Source organism: Ruegeria marina, from assembly GCF_900101475.1.
GTDB classification, from domain to species: Bacteria; Pseudomonadota; Alphaproteobacteria; order Rhodobacterales; family Rhodobacteraceae; genus Ruegeria_B; species Ruegeria_B marina.
Window position 1 is genome coordinate 367,979 of record NZ_FMZV01000001.1, and the last position, 16,153, is coordinate 384,131.

Annotated in this window: 15 protein-coding genes; 9 read left to right on the forward strand and 6 right to left on the reverse strand. The window is 65.0% G+C overall.

Annotated elements, in window-relative coordinates:
• The first annotated feature begins 86 nt into the window (after nucleotides 1–86).
• The 3 genes from BLT75_RS01760 (at nucleotide 87) to BLT75_RS01770 (ending at nucleotide 3,738) form a co-directional block, all read left to right on the forward strand.
• Nucleotides 87–1,523: a DegQ family serine endoprotease gene (locus BLT75_RS01760; RefSeq protein ID WP_093027073.1), complete on the forward strand. Its 1,437-nt coding sequence runs from the start codon at nucleotides 87–89 to the stop codon at nucleotides 1,521–1,523.
• 174 nt (nucleotides 1,524–1,697) lie between these two features.
• On the forward strand, nucleotides 1,698–2,378 hold the full coding sequence (locus BLT75_RS01765) for a response regulator transcription factor (protein ID WP_093027075.1): 681 nt from the start codon (nucleotides 1,698–1,700) through the stop codon (nucleotides 2,376–2,378).
• The gene (locus tag BLT75_RS01770) at nucleotides 2,371–3,738 is read left to right on the forward strand and encodes a sensor histidine kinase (RefSeq protein WP_093027077.1); all 1,368 of its coding nucleotides are present in this window, start codon (nucleotides 2,371–2,373) and stop codon (nucleotides 3,736–3,738) included. Before BLT75_RS01765 ends, BLT75_RS01770 begins: the two co-directional genes overlap by 8 nt.
• Here the strand turns inward: BLT75_RS01770 and BLT75_RS01775 are convergent.
• The 4 genes from BLT75_RS01775 to BLT75_RS01790 form a co-directional block, all read right to left on the reverse strand.
• Nucleotides 3,735–4,472, reverse strand: a complete 738-nt coding sequence (locus BLT75_RS01775) for a ParA family protein (RefSeq protein ID WP_093027079.1) — start codon at nucleotides 4,470–4,472, stop codon at nucleotides 3,735–3,737. The two genes, BLT75_RS01770 and BLT75_RS01775, sit on opposite strands and share 4 nt — an antisense overlap.
• Before the next feature lie 3 nt (nucleotides 4,473–4,475).
• A complete protein-coding gene (locus BLT75_RS01780) occupies nucleotides 4,476–5,990 on the reverse strand; it encodes a CHAD domain-containing protein (protein WP_093027081.1) in 1,515 nt (504 codons plus the stop codon).
• 92 nt (nucleotides 5,991–6,082) lie between these two features.
• Complete coding sequence (locus BLT75_RS01785; protein ID WP_093027083.1) at nucleotides 6,083–7,312, reverse strand: cytochrome P450; 1,230 nt, start codon at nucleotides 7,310–7,312, stop codon at nucleotides 6,083–6,085.
• A 24-nt stretch (nucleotides 7,313–7,336) separates the two neighbouring features.
• Nucleotides 7,337–8,158, reverse strand: a complete 822-nt coding sequence (locus tag BLT75_RS01790; RefSeq protein ID WP_093027085.1) for a methyltransferase domain-containing protein — start codon at nucleotides 8,156–8,158, stop codon at nucleotides 7,337–7,339.
• A gap of 103 nt (nucleotides 8,159–8,261) precedes the next feature.
• Between BLT75_RS01790 and BLT75_RS01795 the strand changes: the two genes are divergently transcribed.
• Nucleotides 8,262–8,609, forward strand: coding sequence for a TfoX/Sxy family DNA transformation protein (locus BLT75_RS01795; protein WP_093027087.1), 348 nt, complete (start codon nucleotides 8,262–8,264; stop codon nucleotides 8,607–8,609).
• A gap of 134 nt (nucleotides 8,610–8,743) precedes the next feature.
• On the opposite strand, the gene ndk is transcribed toward BLT75_RS01795, so the two are convergent.
• On the reverse strand, nucleotides 8,744–9,166 hold the full coding sequence (ndk, locus tag BLT75_RS01800) for a nucleoside-diphosphate kinase (protein WP_093027089.1): 423 nt from the start codon (nucleotides 9,164–9,166) through the stop codon (nucleotides 8,744–8,746).
• A 127-nt stretch (nucleotides 9,167–9,293) separates the two neighbouring features.
• Nucleotides 9,294–10,493 carry a multidrug effflux MFS transporter gene (locus tag BLT75_RS01805; protein ID WP_093027091.1) on the reverse strand — a complete coding sequence of 400 codons (1,200 nt, stop codon included), beginning with the start codon at nucleotides 10,491–10,493 and terminating at the stop codon, nucleotides 9,294–9,296.
• Between the two features lie 107 nt (nucleotides 10,494–10,600).
• Between BLT75_RS01805 and BLT75_RS01810 the strand changes: the two genes are divergently transcribed.
• The 5 genes from BLT75_RS01810 to BLT75_RS01830 all read left to right on the forward strand — a co-directional run bounded on the left by BLT75_RS01810 (nucleotide 10,601) and on the right by BLT75_RS01830 (nucleotide 16,149).
• Nucleotides 10,601–12,451: an ABC-F family ATP-binding cassette domain-containing protein gene (locus BLT75_RS01810; RefSeq protein WP_093027093.1), complete on the forward strand. Its 1,851-nt coding sequence runs from the start codon at nucleotides 10,601–10,603 to the stop codon at nucleotides 12,449–12,451.
• A gap of 449 nt (nucleotides 12,452–12,900) precedes the next feature.
• Complete coding sequence (locus BLT75_RS01815; RefSeq protein ID WP_093027335.1) at nucleotides 12,901–13,518, forward strand: MarC family protein; 618 nt, start codon at nucleotides 12,901–12,903, stop codon at nucleotides 13,516–13,518.
• 39 nt (nucleotides 13,519–13,557) lie between these two features.
• Nucleotides 13,558–14,139: a retropepsin-like aspartic protease family protein gene (locus BLT75_RS01820; RefSeq protein ID WP_093027095.1), complete on the forward strand. Its 582-nt coding sequence runs from the start codon at nucleotides 13,558–13,560 to the stop codon at nucleotides 14,137–14,139.
• A 97-nt stretch (nucleotides 14,140–14,236) separates the two neighbouring features.
• A complete protein-coding gene (locus tag BLT75_RS01825; protein ID WP_093027097.1) occupies nucleotides 14,237–15,403 on the forward strand; it encodes a M24 family metallopeptidase in 1,167 nt (388 codons plus the stop codon).
• A complete protein-coding gene (locus tag BLT75_RS01830; RefSeq protein ID WP_093027099.1) occupies nucleotides 15,400–16,149 on the forward strand; it encodes a maleate cis-trans isomerase family protein in 750 nt (249 codons plus the stop codon). Before BLT75_RS01825 ends, BLT75_RS01830 begins: the two co-directional genes overlap by 4 nt.
• Nucleotides 16,150–16,153 lie beyond the last annotated feature (4 nt).

Consider the following 16,153-nt stretch of genomic DNA (forward strand, 5'->3'; position numbering starts at 1 on the left):
TAATCCGGGGATCAGCAAAGGATCAGACTGCGAGACTATCCCTTTTGTCAGACCCGGAACAACCGGGACACTGACAGGAGAACAAGATGAGCATTCGCATGTCCCGCAAACTGACCCCCTCCGTTCCGAATTGGGCCGCTGCACCGCTGCTGGGTGCGGTCCTGATGGGATCGACCGCCCTTCCCGGCCTTGCCGATGAGGCTCTGGCTGACCTGGTCGAGCGTGTCTCGCCCTCGGTTGTGACCGTGCTTGCGTCTGAAAAAGCCAAGCCGCGTCAGATGAATAGCCAGCCCAACCCGTTCGAAGGCACCCCGTTTGGCGAATTCTTCCGCCAGTTCGGCGGCCCGGAAGGGTTCGAGCCGCCGCATCAGGGCCCGCGGCAGGGGCTCGGCTCGGGCTTCATCCTCGACACCGATGGTTATATCGTGACCAACAACCATGTGGTCGAAGGCGCTGATACCGTTACCATCCGGCTGAGCGACGACCGCGAGTTCACCGCCGAGGTGATCGGCACCGACCCGCTGACCGATCTTGCGCTGTTGCGCATCGACGCGGGCGTGGACCTGCCGGCCGTGACACTGGGCGACAGCGACACCATCCGCGTGGGTGAGGACGTGGTGGCCGTGGGCAACCCGTTCGGCCTCAGTTCGACCGTCACGTCCGGCATCGTCTCGGCCAAGGGGCGCAACATCTCCGACGGGCCTTATGCCGAGTTCATCCAGACCGATGCCGCCATCAACAAGGGCAACTCGGGCGGACCGTTGTTCAACATGGAAGGTGAGGTGGTCGGTGTGAACTCGGCCATCTATTCGCCCACCGGCGGCTCGGTCGGATTGGGTTTTGCCGTCACCTCGAACATCGTCGAACATGTGATCGCGGATCTGCGCGAGGACGGCCATGTCGATCGCGGCTGGCTGGGCGTGTCGATTCAGAACGTCGGCGCCGATATCGCGGCCGCCATGGGGCTGGACAGCCCGAACGGCGCGCTGGTGTCCGACGTGGTCGAGGACAGCCCCGCAGACGGCAGTCTCAACCCAGGCGACGTGATCATCGCCTTCGAAGGCAAGGACGTGAAGTCGAGCGCAGACCTGCCCCGTCTGGTCGGAGCGACCGAAGTCGGGACCAAGGCCAATGTCCGTGTCATCCGGAACGGCAAGGCACAGGATGTGACCGTTACCATCGGCCAGCACCTGCAATCGGCTTCAGCGGACAAGATCACCCCGGCTGATCCCGCCGAAACACCGGCTCTGGGCCTGACCGTGGCCCCGCTCACCGACGAGACCCGCGCACAGGCCGGGATCAAAGACGATATCAGCGGTGTGCTTGTCACCGATGTCGACCCGAGCGGCCCGGCGGCCAGGGCCGGCGTGCGCCGCGGCGATGTGATCCTGCGTGTCGGTGGGACGGATACCGCCAGCCCTGCTGCGCTCAAGGACGCGCTGGACAAGCAAAAGACCGACCCGGCGCTGGTTCTGATCGACCGCGACGGCAACCAGCTGTTCGTCGCCGTTCGCCTCGCCTGATCCCCTCCGCCCCGCGTTGCCACCACTCAAGACGATCCTTGGCGCCGGGGCGGTGCACAGTCCGGGTCATTCATGCCTGGACCCGGGCAAGCCGGGCGCGACCCCATCCGCGCCCGGCACGTGCATTTGATGAAAGTCTTGGATATATCCTGTGAAAAAAGGACCAAATTTCGCATGAGCCGACGTGTTCTGATCGTCGAGGACGACACCGAAACCCGCGACTTCCTGGCCAAGGGATTTGCCGAGGAAGGGTTTTCCGTTGAAAGCGCCGCCGACGGGCGCGAAGGGCTGTTTCATGCCACGGATGGCGGCTTCGATGCGGTGGTTCTGGACCGGATGTTGCCCGGACTTGACGGCCTGTCTCTGATCAAGTCGATCCGGGCAGCCGGGTTGAAAACTCCGGTCATCATGCTGACGGCGATGAGCGCGGTTGACGAGCGCGTCAAGGGACTTCGCGCGGGCGCCGACGACTACCTCGTGAAACCCTTTTCCTTTCAGGAGCTTCTGGCCCGCGTCGAAGCCTTGCTGAGACGCCCAAAGGACACGCAGGAGGCCGCAACCCTGACCTGCCGCGATCTGGAGATGGATTTGTTGCGACGCAGGGTGACCAGGGCAGGACGCGATATCACCCTGACACCGAGGGAATTCCAGATCCTCGAATTCTTTCTGCGGCGAAAGAACCGGGTGGTGACCCGCACGATGCTTCTGGAAGGGGTATGGGACTATCATTTCGATCCCAACACCAATATCGTGGATGTCCATATCTCGAAACTCCGCCGGCAGATCGACGAAGGCGCAGAGACCCCTCTGATCGAGACCGTGCGCGGCGCAGGTTACATGATCTCCGATGGGTAAGTCATTGGGCATCATGCGAAATGCCCGAACACGGCTGGTGCTACTCAGCATGGTGCTGAGCACGCTCCTGACGGCGGCGGTGCTGGCGCTGGTCTATGTCACGGCGAACCGGACCATCGCGGGCGAGACGCGGTCGGTGGTGACGGCCGAACTGGCCGGCCTGTCCGACGAATATCAGCGGCGCGGCATTTTCGGCCTGACCGAGGCCATCGAACGCCGCACTCAGGATGCCGCCGAACGCGACGCGCTCTACCTGTTGACGGACCCGTTCGGCACCGTTCTGGCCGGGAACCTGGTGCGCTGGCCGCCCGATGTCGAACCGGGAAGCGGCTGGGTTGAACTGGACCTGATCCGCACGGAATCCCGTGAAAACGTGCCGGTTTCGGCCGCTTCGATCCGCCTGCCCGGCGGCGAACGCCTGCTGGTGGGGCGCGATGCCTCGGCACGGCGGCAATTCGACCGTGTTCTTCTGCGCTCGGTCGCGCTGGCCCTGCTTGCGGCACTGGCGCTCAGCCTGCTCACCGGCTGGTTCCTGACTCGTCTGGTGTTCTCGCGGCTCAAGGACATCAGCCGCACCGCCGGCGAAATCGTCTCGGGCGATCTGAGCCGCCGCATTCCGCTGCGCGGCACGGGGGACGAATTCGATCGCATGGCCAGCACCCTGAACGAGATGCTGGACAGGATCGAAGAACTTGTCGGCCACCTGCGCACCACCTCCAATTCCATCGCGCATGACCTGCGCTCGCCCTTGTCGCGCCTGCGCCAGCGGGTCGAGGCACTGACCGATCCCGACCGCAGCATGGCCGAACGGGAGGTGGACGCCGCCCGCGCGCTGGCCGAGGTCGACCACCTGCTGCGGGTGTTTTCCCAGCTGACCGAGATATCGCGGGCCGAGGCGGGGCTGGGCCGCGAAGAGTTCGAACCGGTCGATCTTGCGGCACTGGCCCGCGACGTGGCCGAGTTCTACGATCCCCTTGCACAGGAAAACGGCGTTGGTCTTTCTGTCGAAACCGAGGCGGCCACCCTGCCGGGCCACCCCGCTCTGCTGGCGCAGGCGCTCTCCAACCTGCTCGACAATGCGTTGCGTTATGCGCCGGGCGGGACCGAGGTGAAAGTGCGCGTCGCCCGGTCGGACGACACGCTGGTGCTGTCGGTGCGCGACCACGGACCGGGCGTGCCCGAGACTGATCTGGAGCGATTGGCACAGCCTTTTGTCACACTGGACCCGGCGCGATCCGGCGGCAATTCCGGACTTGGCCTTGCGCTGGCCGCGGCAATTGCCCGGATGCAGGGCGGCCGGTTCGAGGCGCGCAACGCGCAACCGGGGCTGGAGGCGCGGCTGATCCTGCCGCGCAGCTAGAGGCCCAGTTCCCGATACAAGGCTGCATAGGCCGAGGCAGCCGCGCTGCGCGGCGCGAACTCGGCAACAGGTGCGCGCCGCAGGCCCATGCGTTCCACATCCGCCGAGTAAGGGATGGCCGCCTCCAGAAAGCGCTTGGGATGCGTCGCGCGCATCCGCTCCATGGTTTCCCGATGCAGCGTCTTGCGCCGCTCGACCATCGAGAAGAAGGCCGAAATCTTCTGGCGCGGCAAGCGCTGGTCCTTGAAGAACGCGACAAGCTGTTCGAATGTCCGTTCGCTCAGGGTGCTGGGCGGGACTGGCACGACGATCCGGTCCGCCGCCCGAAAGACGTTTTCCGAAAGCAGCGAGAAGTTCGGCGGGCAGTCCAGCACCACTACATCATATTCGGCCCCGCCCGCCGCCAGCGCCCTGGTCAGGCGGGACCGCTTGTTGCGGATGCGGCTCAGGAACCGGTCGAAATCACGGAAGCTGCGATTTGCCGGAAGAATATCGAGCCCTTCGAAATCGCTGGCGCGGATCGCGTCGGCAAACCGGTCGACATCTTCGAAGAACTTCGTTTCACTCAGCTTTTTCGACGGTTTGACCCGGAAATAATAGGTGGACGCCCCTTGCGGATCGAGATCGCACAGCAGAACCTGCCGCCCGGAGCGCGCGATGGCATGGGCCAGGTTCACCGATGTGGCGGTCTTGCCGACACCGCCCTTGTTGCTGTAACAGGCGATGACTTGCATGACCTATTGCCGCCCCTCCGCTGGCTGGTGAAAAAGATCTTCGAAAATCGACCGGATCCTGGAGCTGTCAAAGGCCTGGAAACTGGTGACGATCCTCGCACGTTCGGCGGCCTGCAAACGCGACAGCGTCGCCAGCAGCGCGCCCACTGCCGCCGCAAGTTCAACGTCGACAGGCGTCCCATTGCGCTGCTCAAGGTATTCGCCCAGTTCCTCCTGCTGCACCGAACAGTCGTTAAAAAGACCAAGATTGTCCTGCAAGACCTTCAAAGGTTTCAGGATTTTGCGAAACTTCTTGGCCAGGAACAGCGGCCCGAAGAACTCCATGAGGTATCTGAGCTTCTTGCAATGGATGCGCAGGCGGTGCACGTCCTCGTCCGGCGTCGCGTCGTCAATGCGCCGGGCCAGTTTGCAGACCTTGTGATAGCGCGCCCAGATCAGGACGCAGGCATAGTCCAGCGCCTGCTGATCGCCCTGCGAACCCGGTGGCAGCCCGTCCGCGGCGTTCAGCCGGGTTTCCAGAGCGGCGATACGGGCGGCATAGTTCGCGCCGCGCAAATGCTTGACCAGCTTTCTTTGCGCCAAATCGCGCTCCGTCTGCATCCGTGCAAAGAGCAGCTCCAGCCCCGGATGCAGAGAGACGGGGACGCGGTCAAAGAAAACAGGTTTTCCAAGCAGGTACACGTCGAGATCACGGACCCTTCCGGTGGGTTCCATCAGGGCCGAGAACGCGTCCTTCAGTTCGGCTGTCGTCTCGGGCGCAAACACATCCCGGAACAGACTCAGCACCGAACGGATACGCCGCAGGCAGACACGGTAGTCATGCAGGAATTCGGTGTCGATGTCGTCGATGATCCCGGCCTCGTTCTGCCGGGCGACGGACAGGGCCGAGCGGATCAGGTCGGTCGCGACCAGCGACGCCGGCTCCTCGGGCGTGATCGGCACTTCAGGTTTCGACTGGTAGGGCTCGACCTCCGGCAGCAGGAGCGGCCAGAGCCCCATGATCCCTTTCGTCGCCCCCTCGAATCCCAGCAGAGTCTCGATGACCCGGTCATGCACCTTGCGGTATCCGCGCATCGGTTGCGTCAGGACCAATGTCGCGGTGCCGGTTCCGGCCACAAGGGTGACAATCTGCATGCGCAGGCAGGTCTTTTCCATGTCGTCCAACACGGCGACCAAAAGCGTTTCCGACTGGCCCGCGCAATGCGCCATCAAGGCCCTGAGCGACGAGAGATCCGTCAGCGCGTCACGCACCGGCCCCGCGGGAAGTTCGGCAGGCAACCCCAGCTTCCGGTTCACCTTTTGCCTGACGGACCCCGGATCATCCGAAAGCAGGTCAAGACAATAGCCGATCCGCAGCAGCACCCGCCCGGACCGGCGCAAGGGCTGATCGAAACAATCGTGGAGCGCAAAGTCGGACCGATCTGTCGCGGTTATCACGAACCGCAGGCCCTCGGGTGGAGCGGCCAGCACCATTTGAGCGGCTTTTCCAGCAATGACGATCATGCGGGGCTCAGGCATGCAGGGCTCGGGCTGGTCATGCCGGCATCAAATCACGGCAAGCCCCGCTTTGAAAGATTCGTCTTGTCCGTGGTCTGGCTTTCGGATGCCGATCAAGGATCCATCTCGGCCGGCAGCGTCGCATAGCCACGGAACCGGATGCGTCCACCGGGCGTCCGCCCGTCCAGCACGCGGTAACGCGGAAAGCGATCGAGCAATCGCCCGATGGCAATCCGCCCTTCGAGGCGCGCCAGGGTCAACCCGACGCAGACATGCGGCCCGCCGGCAAAGGCGAGGTGCCGATTCGGTTTGCGCGCGATGTCGAACCGGGTTGGGTCATCGAATACCGCCGGATCGCGGTTTGCCGCACCGATGCAAAGATGCAGGTTGGTGCCCCTGGCCAGGCGCAGACCCTCCAGTTCGATCTCGGCGGTGGTTTCGCGGTTGCCTAGCTGGTTGGGCGACCGGAATCGCAGAATTTCCTCGACAGCAGAAGGCAATAGATCAGGGTCTTCAAGCAGTCTTCTGCGCTCTTCCGGGTAATCGTTCAGCAAGGCCAGACCGTTGCCGATCAGGTTTGTCGTGGTCTCGTGCCCCGCATTCAGGATGAAGATGCAGTTTTGCAGCAGCTCGATTTCCGACAGTTTCTGGTCCGCGCCTTCGCCCTCGATCAGCCGCGTCAGCACGTCGGTTTCCGGATCGCCGGGCCGGGCCCGGCGCCGCGCCACCAGATCCTGCAGATAGGTCTTGAACTCCGTCACCGCGGCCTGGCCGCGCGCCAGTTGTTCCGGGTTCAGTTTCGGCTCCAACGCACCCAGGATCACAAGAGACCAGTCGCGCAGCGGCCCGCGTTCCTCCATCGGCACATCGAGCAGGTTGCCAATGATCTGGATCGGGATGGTCGAGGCGAAATCCTCGATCAGGTCGACCGTCTTTCGCCCCTCCATCGCATCGAGCAGGTGATCGACTGTCGCGACCAGCCCCGGCTCCATCCGGGCGATCGCACGCGGCGTCAGCGCCGAGGTCATGATCTTGCGCACCCGTGTGTGGAGCGGCGGATCATTGAACACAAGCGAGGTCGTGTGATGTTCGAACAGCGGCGAACCGACCCCGAACTTGGGTCCGAATGCGGCCTTCTTGTCCGAGGAATAGAGCGTGGTGTCGCGATAGATGCGATCGAGATCCGCATGACGGCTGAGCAGGACAGACCCATCGGGTTGCGGGAGCACCGGCGCATGCGCCAACAGCGCGTCATAGTAGGGAAACGGATCGTCCAGGAAGTTGGGCGGCGGGGCGGTCAGGTCCAGATGCATCGCCCGGTCTCGCATCGCAGCATCACTCATGTCACAGCCTCCCCCGCCGTCATCTCATTTGCGCCAGGCCCGCTGGAAACCCACCAGCGCGCGGGCACTGTCCTGATCAGACCGGCGCAGCCGCCGGACGGAAGGCGCCTCACCGGCCCGAATCTGGGAATCCGAGACCAGTTCAGGCAGGGCCAGCGCCTGCCTCGACAGCAGGATGCCGCGCGCGCCGGTGGATCCTTCCACCTGGTACAGATGCGTCTCGTCCCAATACAGGTGACCTCCCTCGGCCAGCGCGGTCAGGTCCTGCACGAAATTGTGGCACTGCACGTTCTCGACAAGCAGCACGTATTTTCCTGCCTGTCGCACCATGTTGGCCAATGCCACCAAATGGCTGACCGCAGTGTGGATATGCATGATCACGGCCTGGCTGTAGACCAGGTCGGCCTTGGGCCATTGTTCCGAGAACGGCATGGTGATGTCCTGGATGCCGACATGGCCCGCCAGTTGCGGATGGCGCGCCACGGCCAGATCCAGCTGAGTGGCGCCCCGATCACCGCCGGTGACTCGAATGTCGGGGAAAAGCAATCCGGCATGCGCGATGTGATCACCGCCGCCGCAGCCAACCTCGTGCACCGAAGCGGGCCGAAGATGGCCGATGGTTTCAAGAATGAGCTGAACATTCGGATGCAATGCGCCGTCCCGGACCTCGACCCGGCCGGTCCCGGCGTCGAATGCAAGATCACCTTCGTTCGTTATCGCCTTGAACCGGCTTTCGATATCGCCCTTCAAACGACGCTCGTAACTGTCTGCCGTATAGCTTTCCCAATCGAAATCATCATCGTAGAACTTGCGCGACTTGTACAACAGACGTCCGAGAATGTTCATGCGGTACCTCCCTCACGAAACCGTGACTACCGCAGTGCCGCAGGCCAGACAAGCGTGGGACGGCTCGGGTGACAAATCAGCCAGCGATACCTAAGATCACGGCATGACCGATCCCGTATCCTCGATCCGCAACCTTGGTCCCGCCTTCGAGGCGGCCTGCGACCGTGCGGGTATCCGGTCGGCGCAGGAATTGCGCGCGCTCGGGCCGGATGCGGCCTATGCCCGGTTGATCGAAGCGGGAACGCGGCCGCATTTCATCGGCTATTACGTTCTGGTCATGGGCTTGCAGGGCCGGCCCTGGAACGACTGCAAGGGCAAGGAAAAACAGGCGTTGCGCGCCAGGTTCGACGCGATCAAGGCGGCAGCAACGCCAAAGCCGGTCTCGAAGCTGGTGGCGGAACTGGATGCGCTGGGTGTGCGGGTCGGCACGGGCGACCTCGAGCCGACCTGATACGGCCTTCGGGATCGGGGGCTCTGCCCCCGCCGCCGCAAGCGGCGGCCCCCCGGAGTATTTTCTAACCAGAAAGAAACAAGGCCGCCACCCGGACAGGGCAACGGCCTTGGATCCGTCGGATCCGGGTCGTCTTAGCCGACCAGTTCGATGCCCGAGAAGAAATAGGCGATCTCGACAGCCGCGGTTTCCGGCGCGTCCGAACCGTGGACCGAGTTCTCACCGACCGACTCGGCAAACTCGGCGCGGATGGTGCCGGGGGCCGCGTCGGCGGGGTTGGTGGCGCCCATCACTTCGCGGTTCTTGGCGATGGCGTTCTCGCCTTCAAGCACCTGCACCACGACCGGGGCCGAGGACATGAATTCGCACAGTTCGTCATAGAACGGGCGGGCGGCATGCACTTCGTAGAACTTGCCGGCCTGTTCCTTGGTCATGTGGATGCGCTTCTGCGCGACGATGCGCAGGCCGGCTTCCTCGAACTTGGCGTTGATCTTGCCGGTCAGGTTGCGGCGGGTTGCATCGGGCTTGATGATCGAAAAGGTGCGTTCCAGTGCCATCGGGGCTCTCCTTGAATCTGGCGGCGCGCCGTTCGCGCCGGATGTATCGCGCGCCGCCTAGCACGACCGGGCACGCAAGGAAAGTGCCATGATCGCAATATCCGTGCAGGGGCGCCGGAACTTCGGGTCAGGTGCCGGTCAGGGGTTCGCGCAGATCGACCCAGCGCGTGTAGAGCGCGGCCAAAAGGCTTAGTAGGCTCGCCGCAAGCATCAGCCCCAGAACCGCGTAGGGCGCATTCCCGGCATTCACGACCACGCCCGTCGCCGAGGTGAGTGCGGCCCCGAGTGCCACCGTCAACGCTCCCGACAGGCCCGAGGCGCTGCCGGCCAGATGCGGGCGCACCGACATCAGGCCCGCATTGGCATTGGCCAGCGTCAGCCCGTTGCCGAAGCCCACGAATATGGCCGAGGCAAAGAACACCCAGACCGTGCCCTGTCCGGCAAGAAACAGCATCAGGCCCAGGAGTGGCCCCAGGCTCGCCACCCAGCGCCCGGCCACAACCAGCGGCATCAGCCCGACCCGCGCTGCGATGCGGCCGGTCACGAAATTGCCGGCCATGAAGCCGGCCGTGATGATGCCGATGCCAAGGCCCAGCATCGCGGGGCTGAGGTCGAACCAGGCCGCCGCCACCATCGGCGCGCCGGTGATGAAGGCGTAGAAACCGCCCACCGAAAACGCCGCGCACAGGCTGTAGCCCCAGAAGCGGCGCGACCCGAACAGCAGGGGATATTGCCGCATCTGCGCCCCGAACGTGGCCGAGCGGTTCCGGTTGGTCTCGCCCATGTCGACCCAGAGCACTGCCAGCATCCCGAACCCCATGACCGCGTAGAGTACGAAACCCGCGCGCCAGCCGAACAGGCCTTGCAGCACGCCGCCCAGCATCGGGCCCAGCATCGGGGCAAGCGCCATGGCCATGGACAACTGGCCCAGCCGCGCCGCGGCCTGCGAGGGCGGGTAGAGATCGCGGATTGCCGCCCGCGGCAGCACCTGCCCCGCGATCGCCGCGCCCTGGATCATCCGGAAGGTCAGGAACGCCCAGATGTTGTCGGCCAGTGCACAGCCGACCGAGGCCAGAACGAACACCGCCATCGACCACAGGAGCACCGGCCGCCGCCCGTAGCGGTCGGACAAGGGCCCCATGATCAGTTGCAGGACCCCGGTGACGATCAGGTACCCCGCGATGGACAGGTTGGCCAGCGCATAATCCACCTCGAAATCCCGGGCGATATGCGCCAGCGACGGCAGGAACATGTTCAGCGTCAGCACCGCCAGTGCAGTGGCCAGCACAAGCGTGATCAGATGCGGCGGGTTGGTGGCGGGGCGCATGGGCGGATCCGGCAAATTTCGGCTGCGTTCCGCGCTATCACGCGGCCACGCGCTTGACCATCCCAAGCCGCTGGCGGCCCCCGCGCCTCTCTGTTAAGAGCGCGCCCATGTTGAGGATCGAGAACATCACCTACGCGGTCGAGGGACGGCCGTTGTTCGATGGCGCCAGCGCCGTCATTCCCGATGGCCACAAGGTGGGGCTGGTCGGACGAAACGGCACCGGCAAGACCACGCTGTTTCGCCTGATCCGGGGCGAGCTGGCACTGGAATCGGGCGATATCGCCCTGCCCCGCCGCGCCCGCATCGGCGGCGTCGCGCAAGAGGCGCCCGCCTCGGACGTGTCACTCATCGACACGGTTCTGGCCGCCGATACCGAGCGGACCGCTCTGTTGGCGGAGGCCGAAACCGCCACCGACCCTGCCCGCATCGCCGAGGTGCAGACCCGGCTGGCCGATATCGACGCCTGGAGCGCGCCGGCGCGCGCCGCCTCGATCCTCAAGGGGCTCGGATTCGACGATGAGGAACAGTTGCGGCCCTGTTCCGATTTTTCGGGCGGCTGGCGGATGCGCGTGGCGCTGGCGGCGGTCCTGTTTTCCCAGCCCGACCTGCTGCTCCTGGACGAACCGACCAACTATCTGGACCTCGAAGGCGCGCTGTGGCTGGAAAGCTACTTGGCGAAATACCCCCACACGGTAATCATCATCAGCCACGACCGCGGGCTTTTGAACCGCGCGGTGGGCGCGATCCTGCACCTGGAGGACCGCAAGCTGACCTTCTACCAGGGGCCTTATGACCAGTTCGCCCGCCAGCGGGCCGAGAAACTGGCCCAAGCCGAGGCGATGGCCAAGAAGCAGGAAGCGCGTCGCGCGCATCTGCAATCTTACGTGGATCGTTTCCGCTACAAGGCGGACAAGGCCAAACAGGCGCAATCGCGCCTCAAGGCGCTGGCCCGGATGCAACCGATCAGCAGCCCGCAAGAGGCCGCCCTGCGCGCCTTTACCTTTCCCAGGCCCGAGGAGATGTCGCCGCCGATCATCCATCTCGAAGGCGGGGTGACGGGCTATGGCGACACCGAAGTGCTCAAGCGCCTGAACCTGCGCATCGACCAGGACGACCGGATCGCGTTGTTGGGCCGGAACGGCCAGGGCAAATCGACCCTGTCGAAACTGCTGTCGGACCGGCTGCCGCTGATGGCGGGGCGGATGACCCGCTCGCCCAAGCTGCGGATCGGATATTTCGCGCAGCACCAGGTGGACGAACTTTACGTTGACGAAACCCCGCTCGACCACCTGCGCCGCCTGCGCCCCGACGAGGCGCCAGCAAAATGGCGGGCGCGGCTGGCGGGGTTCGGGCTGGGCGCCGAACAGGCGGAAACGGCGGTGGGCCGGCTTTCGGGGGGGCAGAAGGCGCGGTTGAGCCTGCTGATTGCCACCCTCGACGCGCCGCACATGCTGATCCTCGACGAGCCGACAAACCATCTGGATATCGAAAGCCGCGAGGCGCTGGTCGAGGCGCTGACCGACTATACCGGCGCGGTGATCCTGGTCAGCCACGACATGCACCTGCTGAGCCTCGTGGCCGACCGGCTGTGGCTGGTATCGGAAGGAACGGTCAAACCCTTCGAAGGCGATCTCGAGGCGTATCGCGATTTCCTTCTCGCCCGCGACAAGCCGGAACCGGCGAAACCGCAGGAGGCCAGGCCCAAGCGCCCCGGCCGGGATGCGCTGCTGGCCCTGCGCGCCGAGGTCCGCAAATGCGAGGACCGGGTCGAGAAACTCAACGACATGCACGAGAAACTGGCCGCCAAACTGGCCGATCCCGCGCTATATGCCGATGACAAGGTCGCCGATCTGGAAATCTGGAACCGCAAGTATGCCGAGTGGAAAGACGCCATGGAGCGCGCGGAATCCCTGTGGCTGGAAGCGCAGGAACAACTCGACGCGGCCGAGGCGCGATGATCCTGCAAGGCGCAGGCAGGTTGACAGCAGGGGCGCTGCGGCCTCGACCACCTGGCCGGGAACGAACGCCCGAGGGAATCGGGAAAGCCCGGCAAATTCGATGTTCGGCCAGAAATTCGGCCCGCCTGGAGTCATAAAACCCTTTTGGAAAGCCATGATCGCAAAGGCGGCTGGCATGTGCCGCCGACGCTGCGCTGACCCGGCCGTATCGCACCGGGCTTGGTCACCGACATGAACCTCCACCAGGCGGACCGGCTGCTGATCGTCCATGCGGATAAAGGAAGGCCGACTTCATGGAAAACTGATCGCAGGCTATTCCTCGCCTGTGCGGCCCGCGACATCCCGGAACCGCCATTTGCCGCGGCCTTCGCGATTATCTTGGGACCAAGACTTGGCTTTCCGGCGGTTTCGTGGTCAGACACCGGGCAACCCAAACCGACCGGACCACGATGGACACCGCCTTTCTGATCACCGCCTTCACCACGCTTTTCGTGGTGATCGACCCGCCCGGCCAGACGCCGATCTTCATGGCGCTGACCCAGGGCATGGACAGCCGAACCCGGCGCGGCATCGCGCTGCGCGCCTGCCTGACTGCGGCCGGCATCCTTGCCATGTTCGCCGCCTTCGGCGAGGCGGTGCTGGGTTTCGTGGGCATTTCGATGCCCGCGTTCCGCGTGGCGGGCGGCGTACTTCTGTTCCTCACCGCGCTCGACATGCTGTTCGAACGCCGCACCAAGCGGCGCGAGGACCGGGCCGAGGCCGAACCGCACCCCGATCCGTCGGTGTTTCCGCTGGGCATCCCGCTGATCGCCGGGCCGGGCTCGATCGCCACCATGATCCTACTGGCGGGCGAACACCCCGGCATCGAAGGACTGGCCACCGTCATCGCCGTGATGCTGGCTGTCCTGGCCGTGGTGCTGTTTCTCTACATGATCTCGGGTTTTCTGGCGCGTCTGCTGGGCAAGACGGGGCTCAATGTCGTGACCCGGCTCCTGGGGATGCTGCTGGCCGCGCTCGCGGTGCAGTTCATCCTCGACGGGCTGAGGGCCTTTGGCTTTGCTTCCTGACACCCCATATCGGGATCGGACGCACAGGAAAGACACCCCATGGACACAGACGACACCGCCCGCCTGATCTATATGTCGCTGCTTGGCGCAGCCTTGTTGTTCTGGTTCGTGACCCATAACCGGGCCAGCCTGGGCAAGTCCGTGCAGATGGCGCTGGCTTGGGTCTTCATCTTCATCGGCGTGATCGCGGTGGTCGGCCTTTGGGAGGACATTCGCGGCACCGTCAACGGCACTCCACGCATCTCGGTCAGCGAAAACCGGATCGAGATCCCGCGCAGCCCGGATGGACATTACTATGCGACGCTCATCGTCGATGGCCAACCACTGCGCTTCCTTGTCGATACCGGCGCCAGCCAGGTGGTGCTGAGCCATTCCGACGCCGACCGGCTGGGCATCGACACCGGCGCGCTGAACTATTTCGGCCGCGCCTACACGGCCAATGGAGAGGTGCGCACGGCGCCGGTGAAGCTCGATCAGGTGCAACTGGGCGGTTTTGCCGATCAGAACATCACGGCCTGGGTCAACCAGGGCGAGATGAGTGAATCGCTGCTCGGGATGGAGTACCTGCAACGGTTCAGCAGGATCGAGATCGCGGACGGCCGCCTGATCCTTTCGCGTTGAGCGGTCGCAGGCGTCCCTTCGCGTGACGCATCCGGCACGCCCGATCCCCGGCGTTTGTGTGCATTCTTCCCACAGCCCCGTGTTCGGAGACCGCCCCATGCCCGACGCTTCATTGATCTTTCCGGCCCGGGAATACCGCCGCCGCATCGCCGCCTTGCAGGCAGGAATGACGGAAACAGGGCTGGACGCGCTGCTGCTGACCTCTCCGGCGGATGTCTTCTATGTCACCGGCTTTCTCACCCGGTTCTGGGAAAGCCCGGCCCGGCCGTGGTTCATGGTGATCCCGGCCTCCGGCGATCCGGTCGCGGTGATCCCGGCCATCGGTTCGGACCTGATGAGCCGCACCTGGATCACCGATATCCGCACCTGGGACGCACCCGATCCGGTCGATGACGGCGTCAGCCTGCTGTGCGAAACGCTCGCCACCCTTGTACCCGAAACCGGCAGGATCGGCCTGCCGATGGGGCTGGAAACCCACCTTCGCATGCCTCTGGCCGACTTCCTGCGGGTTTCCGATCAGCTGTCGCCGCGACGGTTCACCGACGCCACCGCAGTCGTACAACGGGTGCGCGAGATCAAGTCAGAGGCCGAAATCGACAGGATCCGCGCGATCTGCGCCATCGCCTCCGACACGTTCGACCGCGTCGCGGAGTTCGCGCGCGGCGGCGTGCCATTGGAGCGGGTATTCCGCGACTTCCAGTCCATGCTGCTGCAGACGGGCGCGGATTGGGTCAGCTATGTCGCGGGCGGTGCCGGTCCGGGCGGCTATGGCGACGTGATCTCGCCCGCCGATGCGCGCCCGCTGACATCGGGCGATATCCTGATGCTGGACACCGGCGCGGTGAAAGACGGGTATTTCTGCGATTTCGACCGCAATTATGCCATCGGTCCGGCCCCGGATGCCGCCCGCCGCGCCCACGCGGCCCTGTTCGCCGCCACCGAGGACGCGCTGGAGCAGCTGCGCCCCGGCATGCTGGCCCGCGACGCGCATCGCATCCTGACCGAAGGCTTGCGCAGACGTGGTGCGCAACCCGGTGGCGGACGCCTGGGTCACGGGCTGGGCCTCACGCTCACCGAATGGCCCTCGTTCACGCCAAAGGACACGACCGAACTGCGCGCCGGCATGGTGCTGACGCTGGAACCCGGTGCCGAGATTGCGCCGGGACGCATCCTTGTCCATGAAGAAAACATCGTCCTGCGCGACAGTGGCCCCGAGCTTCTCAGCCGCCGCGCGCCTGCCACCCTGCCGGAGTTGCCCGCATGAAGCCTTTTCCCTACGACCTCACCGGCCCCATCGGCAGCGCCGCCACGCTTGGCCTGATCGTGCTGCAATCGGACGAGACAGTGGAACAGGATTTCCGCCGCCTCTTCGCAAGCCCAGACGTGGCGCTGCATTTCACCCGCATCCCCTCGGGCACGGATGTCACCCCGGAAACCCTGGCCGAAATGGAACAGGAACTGCCGAGCGCCGCCGGCCTGTTGCCGCCCTCGGCCCGTTTCGGCAGCGTCGGATACGCCTGCACCTCGGGCAGTACCATGATCGGCCCCGAACGGGTCGGAGAGTTGATCAAGGGCGCCTGCCACACCCAGGCCACCACCAACCCGCTGACCGCAGCCCGCGCCGCGCTGCGCGCGCTGGGCATCACCCGGCTGGGCATCGTGTCACCTTATGTCGCCTCGGTGGCCGAACCGGTGCGCCGGGCCCTGGCCGAGGCCGGCGTAGAGGCGCCCGAGACGCTCAGTTTCGGCGAATCCACCGAGGCCCGCGTGGCGCGCATCGCCCCAGCCTCGATCCGCGCCGCGGCGCTGGATCTGGGGCGGCGCAGCGGGATAGACGGGGTTTTCCTCAGTTGCACCAACCTGCGCTCGCTCGACGTGATCGACGATATCGAGGCGGAACTGGGCCTGCCTGTCCTCAGTTCGAACCAGGTGCTGGCCTGGCACATGGCCGCGCAGGCCGGCCTGCCGCTGTCGGGTCCGGGGCGGCTGTGGCAGACGCCTGCCGCCTGACCCC

What these genes read in the sequence shown, in the direction of transcription:
- BLT75_RS01760 (WP_093027073.1), top strand. Translation starts at nt 87, where the DNA reads ATGAGCATTCGCATGTCCCGCAAACTGACCCCCTCCGTTCCGAATTGG.
- BLT75_RS01765 (WP_093027075.1), top strand. Translation starts at nt 1,698, where the DNA reads ATGAGCCGACGTGTTCTGATCGTCGAGGACGACACCGAAACCCGCGAC.
- BLT75_RS01770 (WP_093027077.1), top strand. Translation starts at nt 2,371, where the DNA reads ATGGGTAAGTCATTGGGCATCATGCGAAATGCCCGAACACGGCTGGTG.
- BLT75_RS01775 (WP_093027079.1), bottom strand. Translation starts at nt 4,472, where the DNA reads ATGCAAGTCATCGCCTGTTACAGCAACAAGGGCGGTGTCGGCAAGACC.
- BLT75_RS01780 (WP_093027081.1), bottom strand. Translation starts at nt 5,990, where the DNA reads ATGCCTGAGCCCCGCATGATCGTCATTGCTGGAAAAGCCGCTCAAATG.
- BLT75_RS01785 (WP_093027083.1), bottom strand. Translation starts at nt 7,312, where the DNA reads ATGAGTGATGCTGCGATGCGAGACCGGGCGATGCATCTGGACCTGACC.
- BLT75_RS01790 (WP_093027085.1), bottom strand. Translation starts at nt 8,158, where the DNA reads ATGAACATTCTCGGACGTCTGTTGTACAAGTCGCGCAAGTTCTACGAT.
- BLT75_RS01795 (WP_093027087.1), top strand. Translation starts at nt 8,262, where the DNA reads ATGACCGATCCCGTATCCTCGATCCGCAACCTTGGTCCCGCCTTCGAG.
- ndk (WP_093027089.1), bottom strand. Translation starts at nt 9,166, where the DNA reads ATGGCACTGGAACGCACCTTTTCGATCATCAAGCCCGATGCAACCCGC.
- BLT75_RS01805 (WP_093027091.1), bottom strand. Translation starts at nt 10,493, where the DNA reads ATGCGCCCCGCCACCAACCCGCCGCATCTGATCACGCTTGTGCTGGCC.
- BLT75_RS01810 (WP_093027093.1), top strand. Translation starts at nt 10,601, where the DNA reads ATGTTGAGGATCGAGAACATCACCTACGCGGTCGAGGGACGGCCGTTG.
- BLT75_RS01815 (WP_093027335.1), top strand. Translation starts at nt 12,901, where the DNA reads ATGGACACCGCCTTTCTGATCACCGCCTTCACCACGCTTTTCGTGGTG.
- BLT75_RS01820 (WP_093027095.1), top strand. Translation starts at nt 13,558, where the DNA reads ATGGACACAGACGACACCGCCCGCCTGATCTATATGTCGCTGCTTGGC.
- BLT75_RS01825 (WP_093027097.1), top strand. Translation starts at nt 14,237, where the DNA reads ATGCCCGACGCTTCATTGATCTTTCCGGCCCGGGAATACCGCCGCCGC.
- BLT75_RS01830 (WP_093027099.1), top strand. Translation starts at nt 15,400, where the DNA reads ATGAAGCCTTTTCCCTACGACCTCACCGGCCCCATCGGCAGCGCCGCC.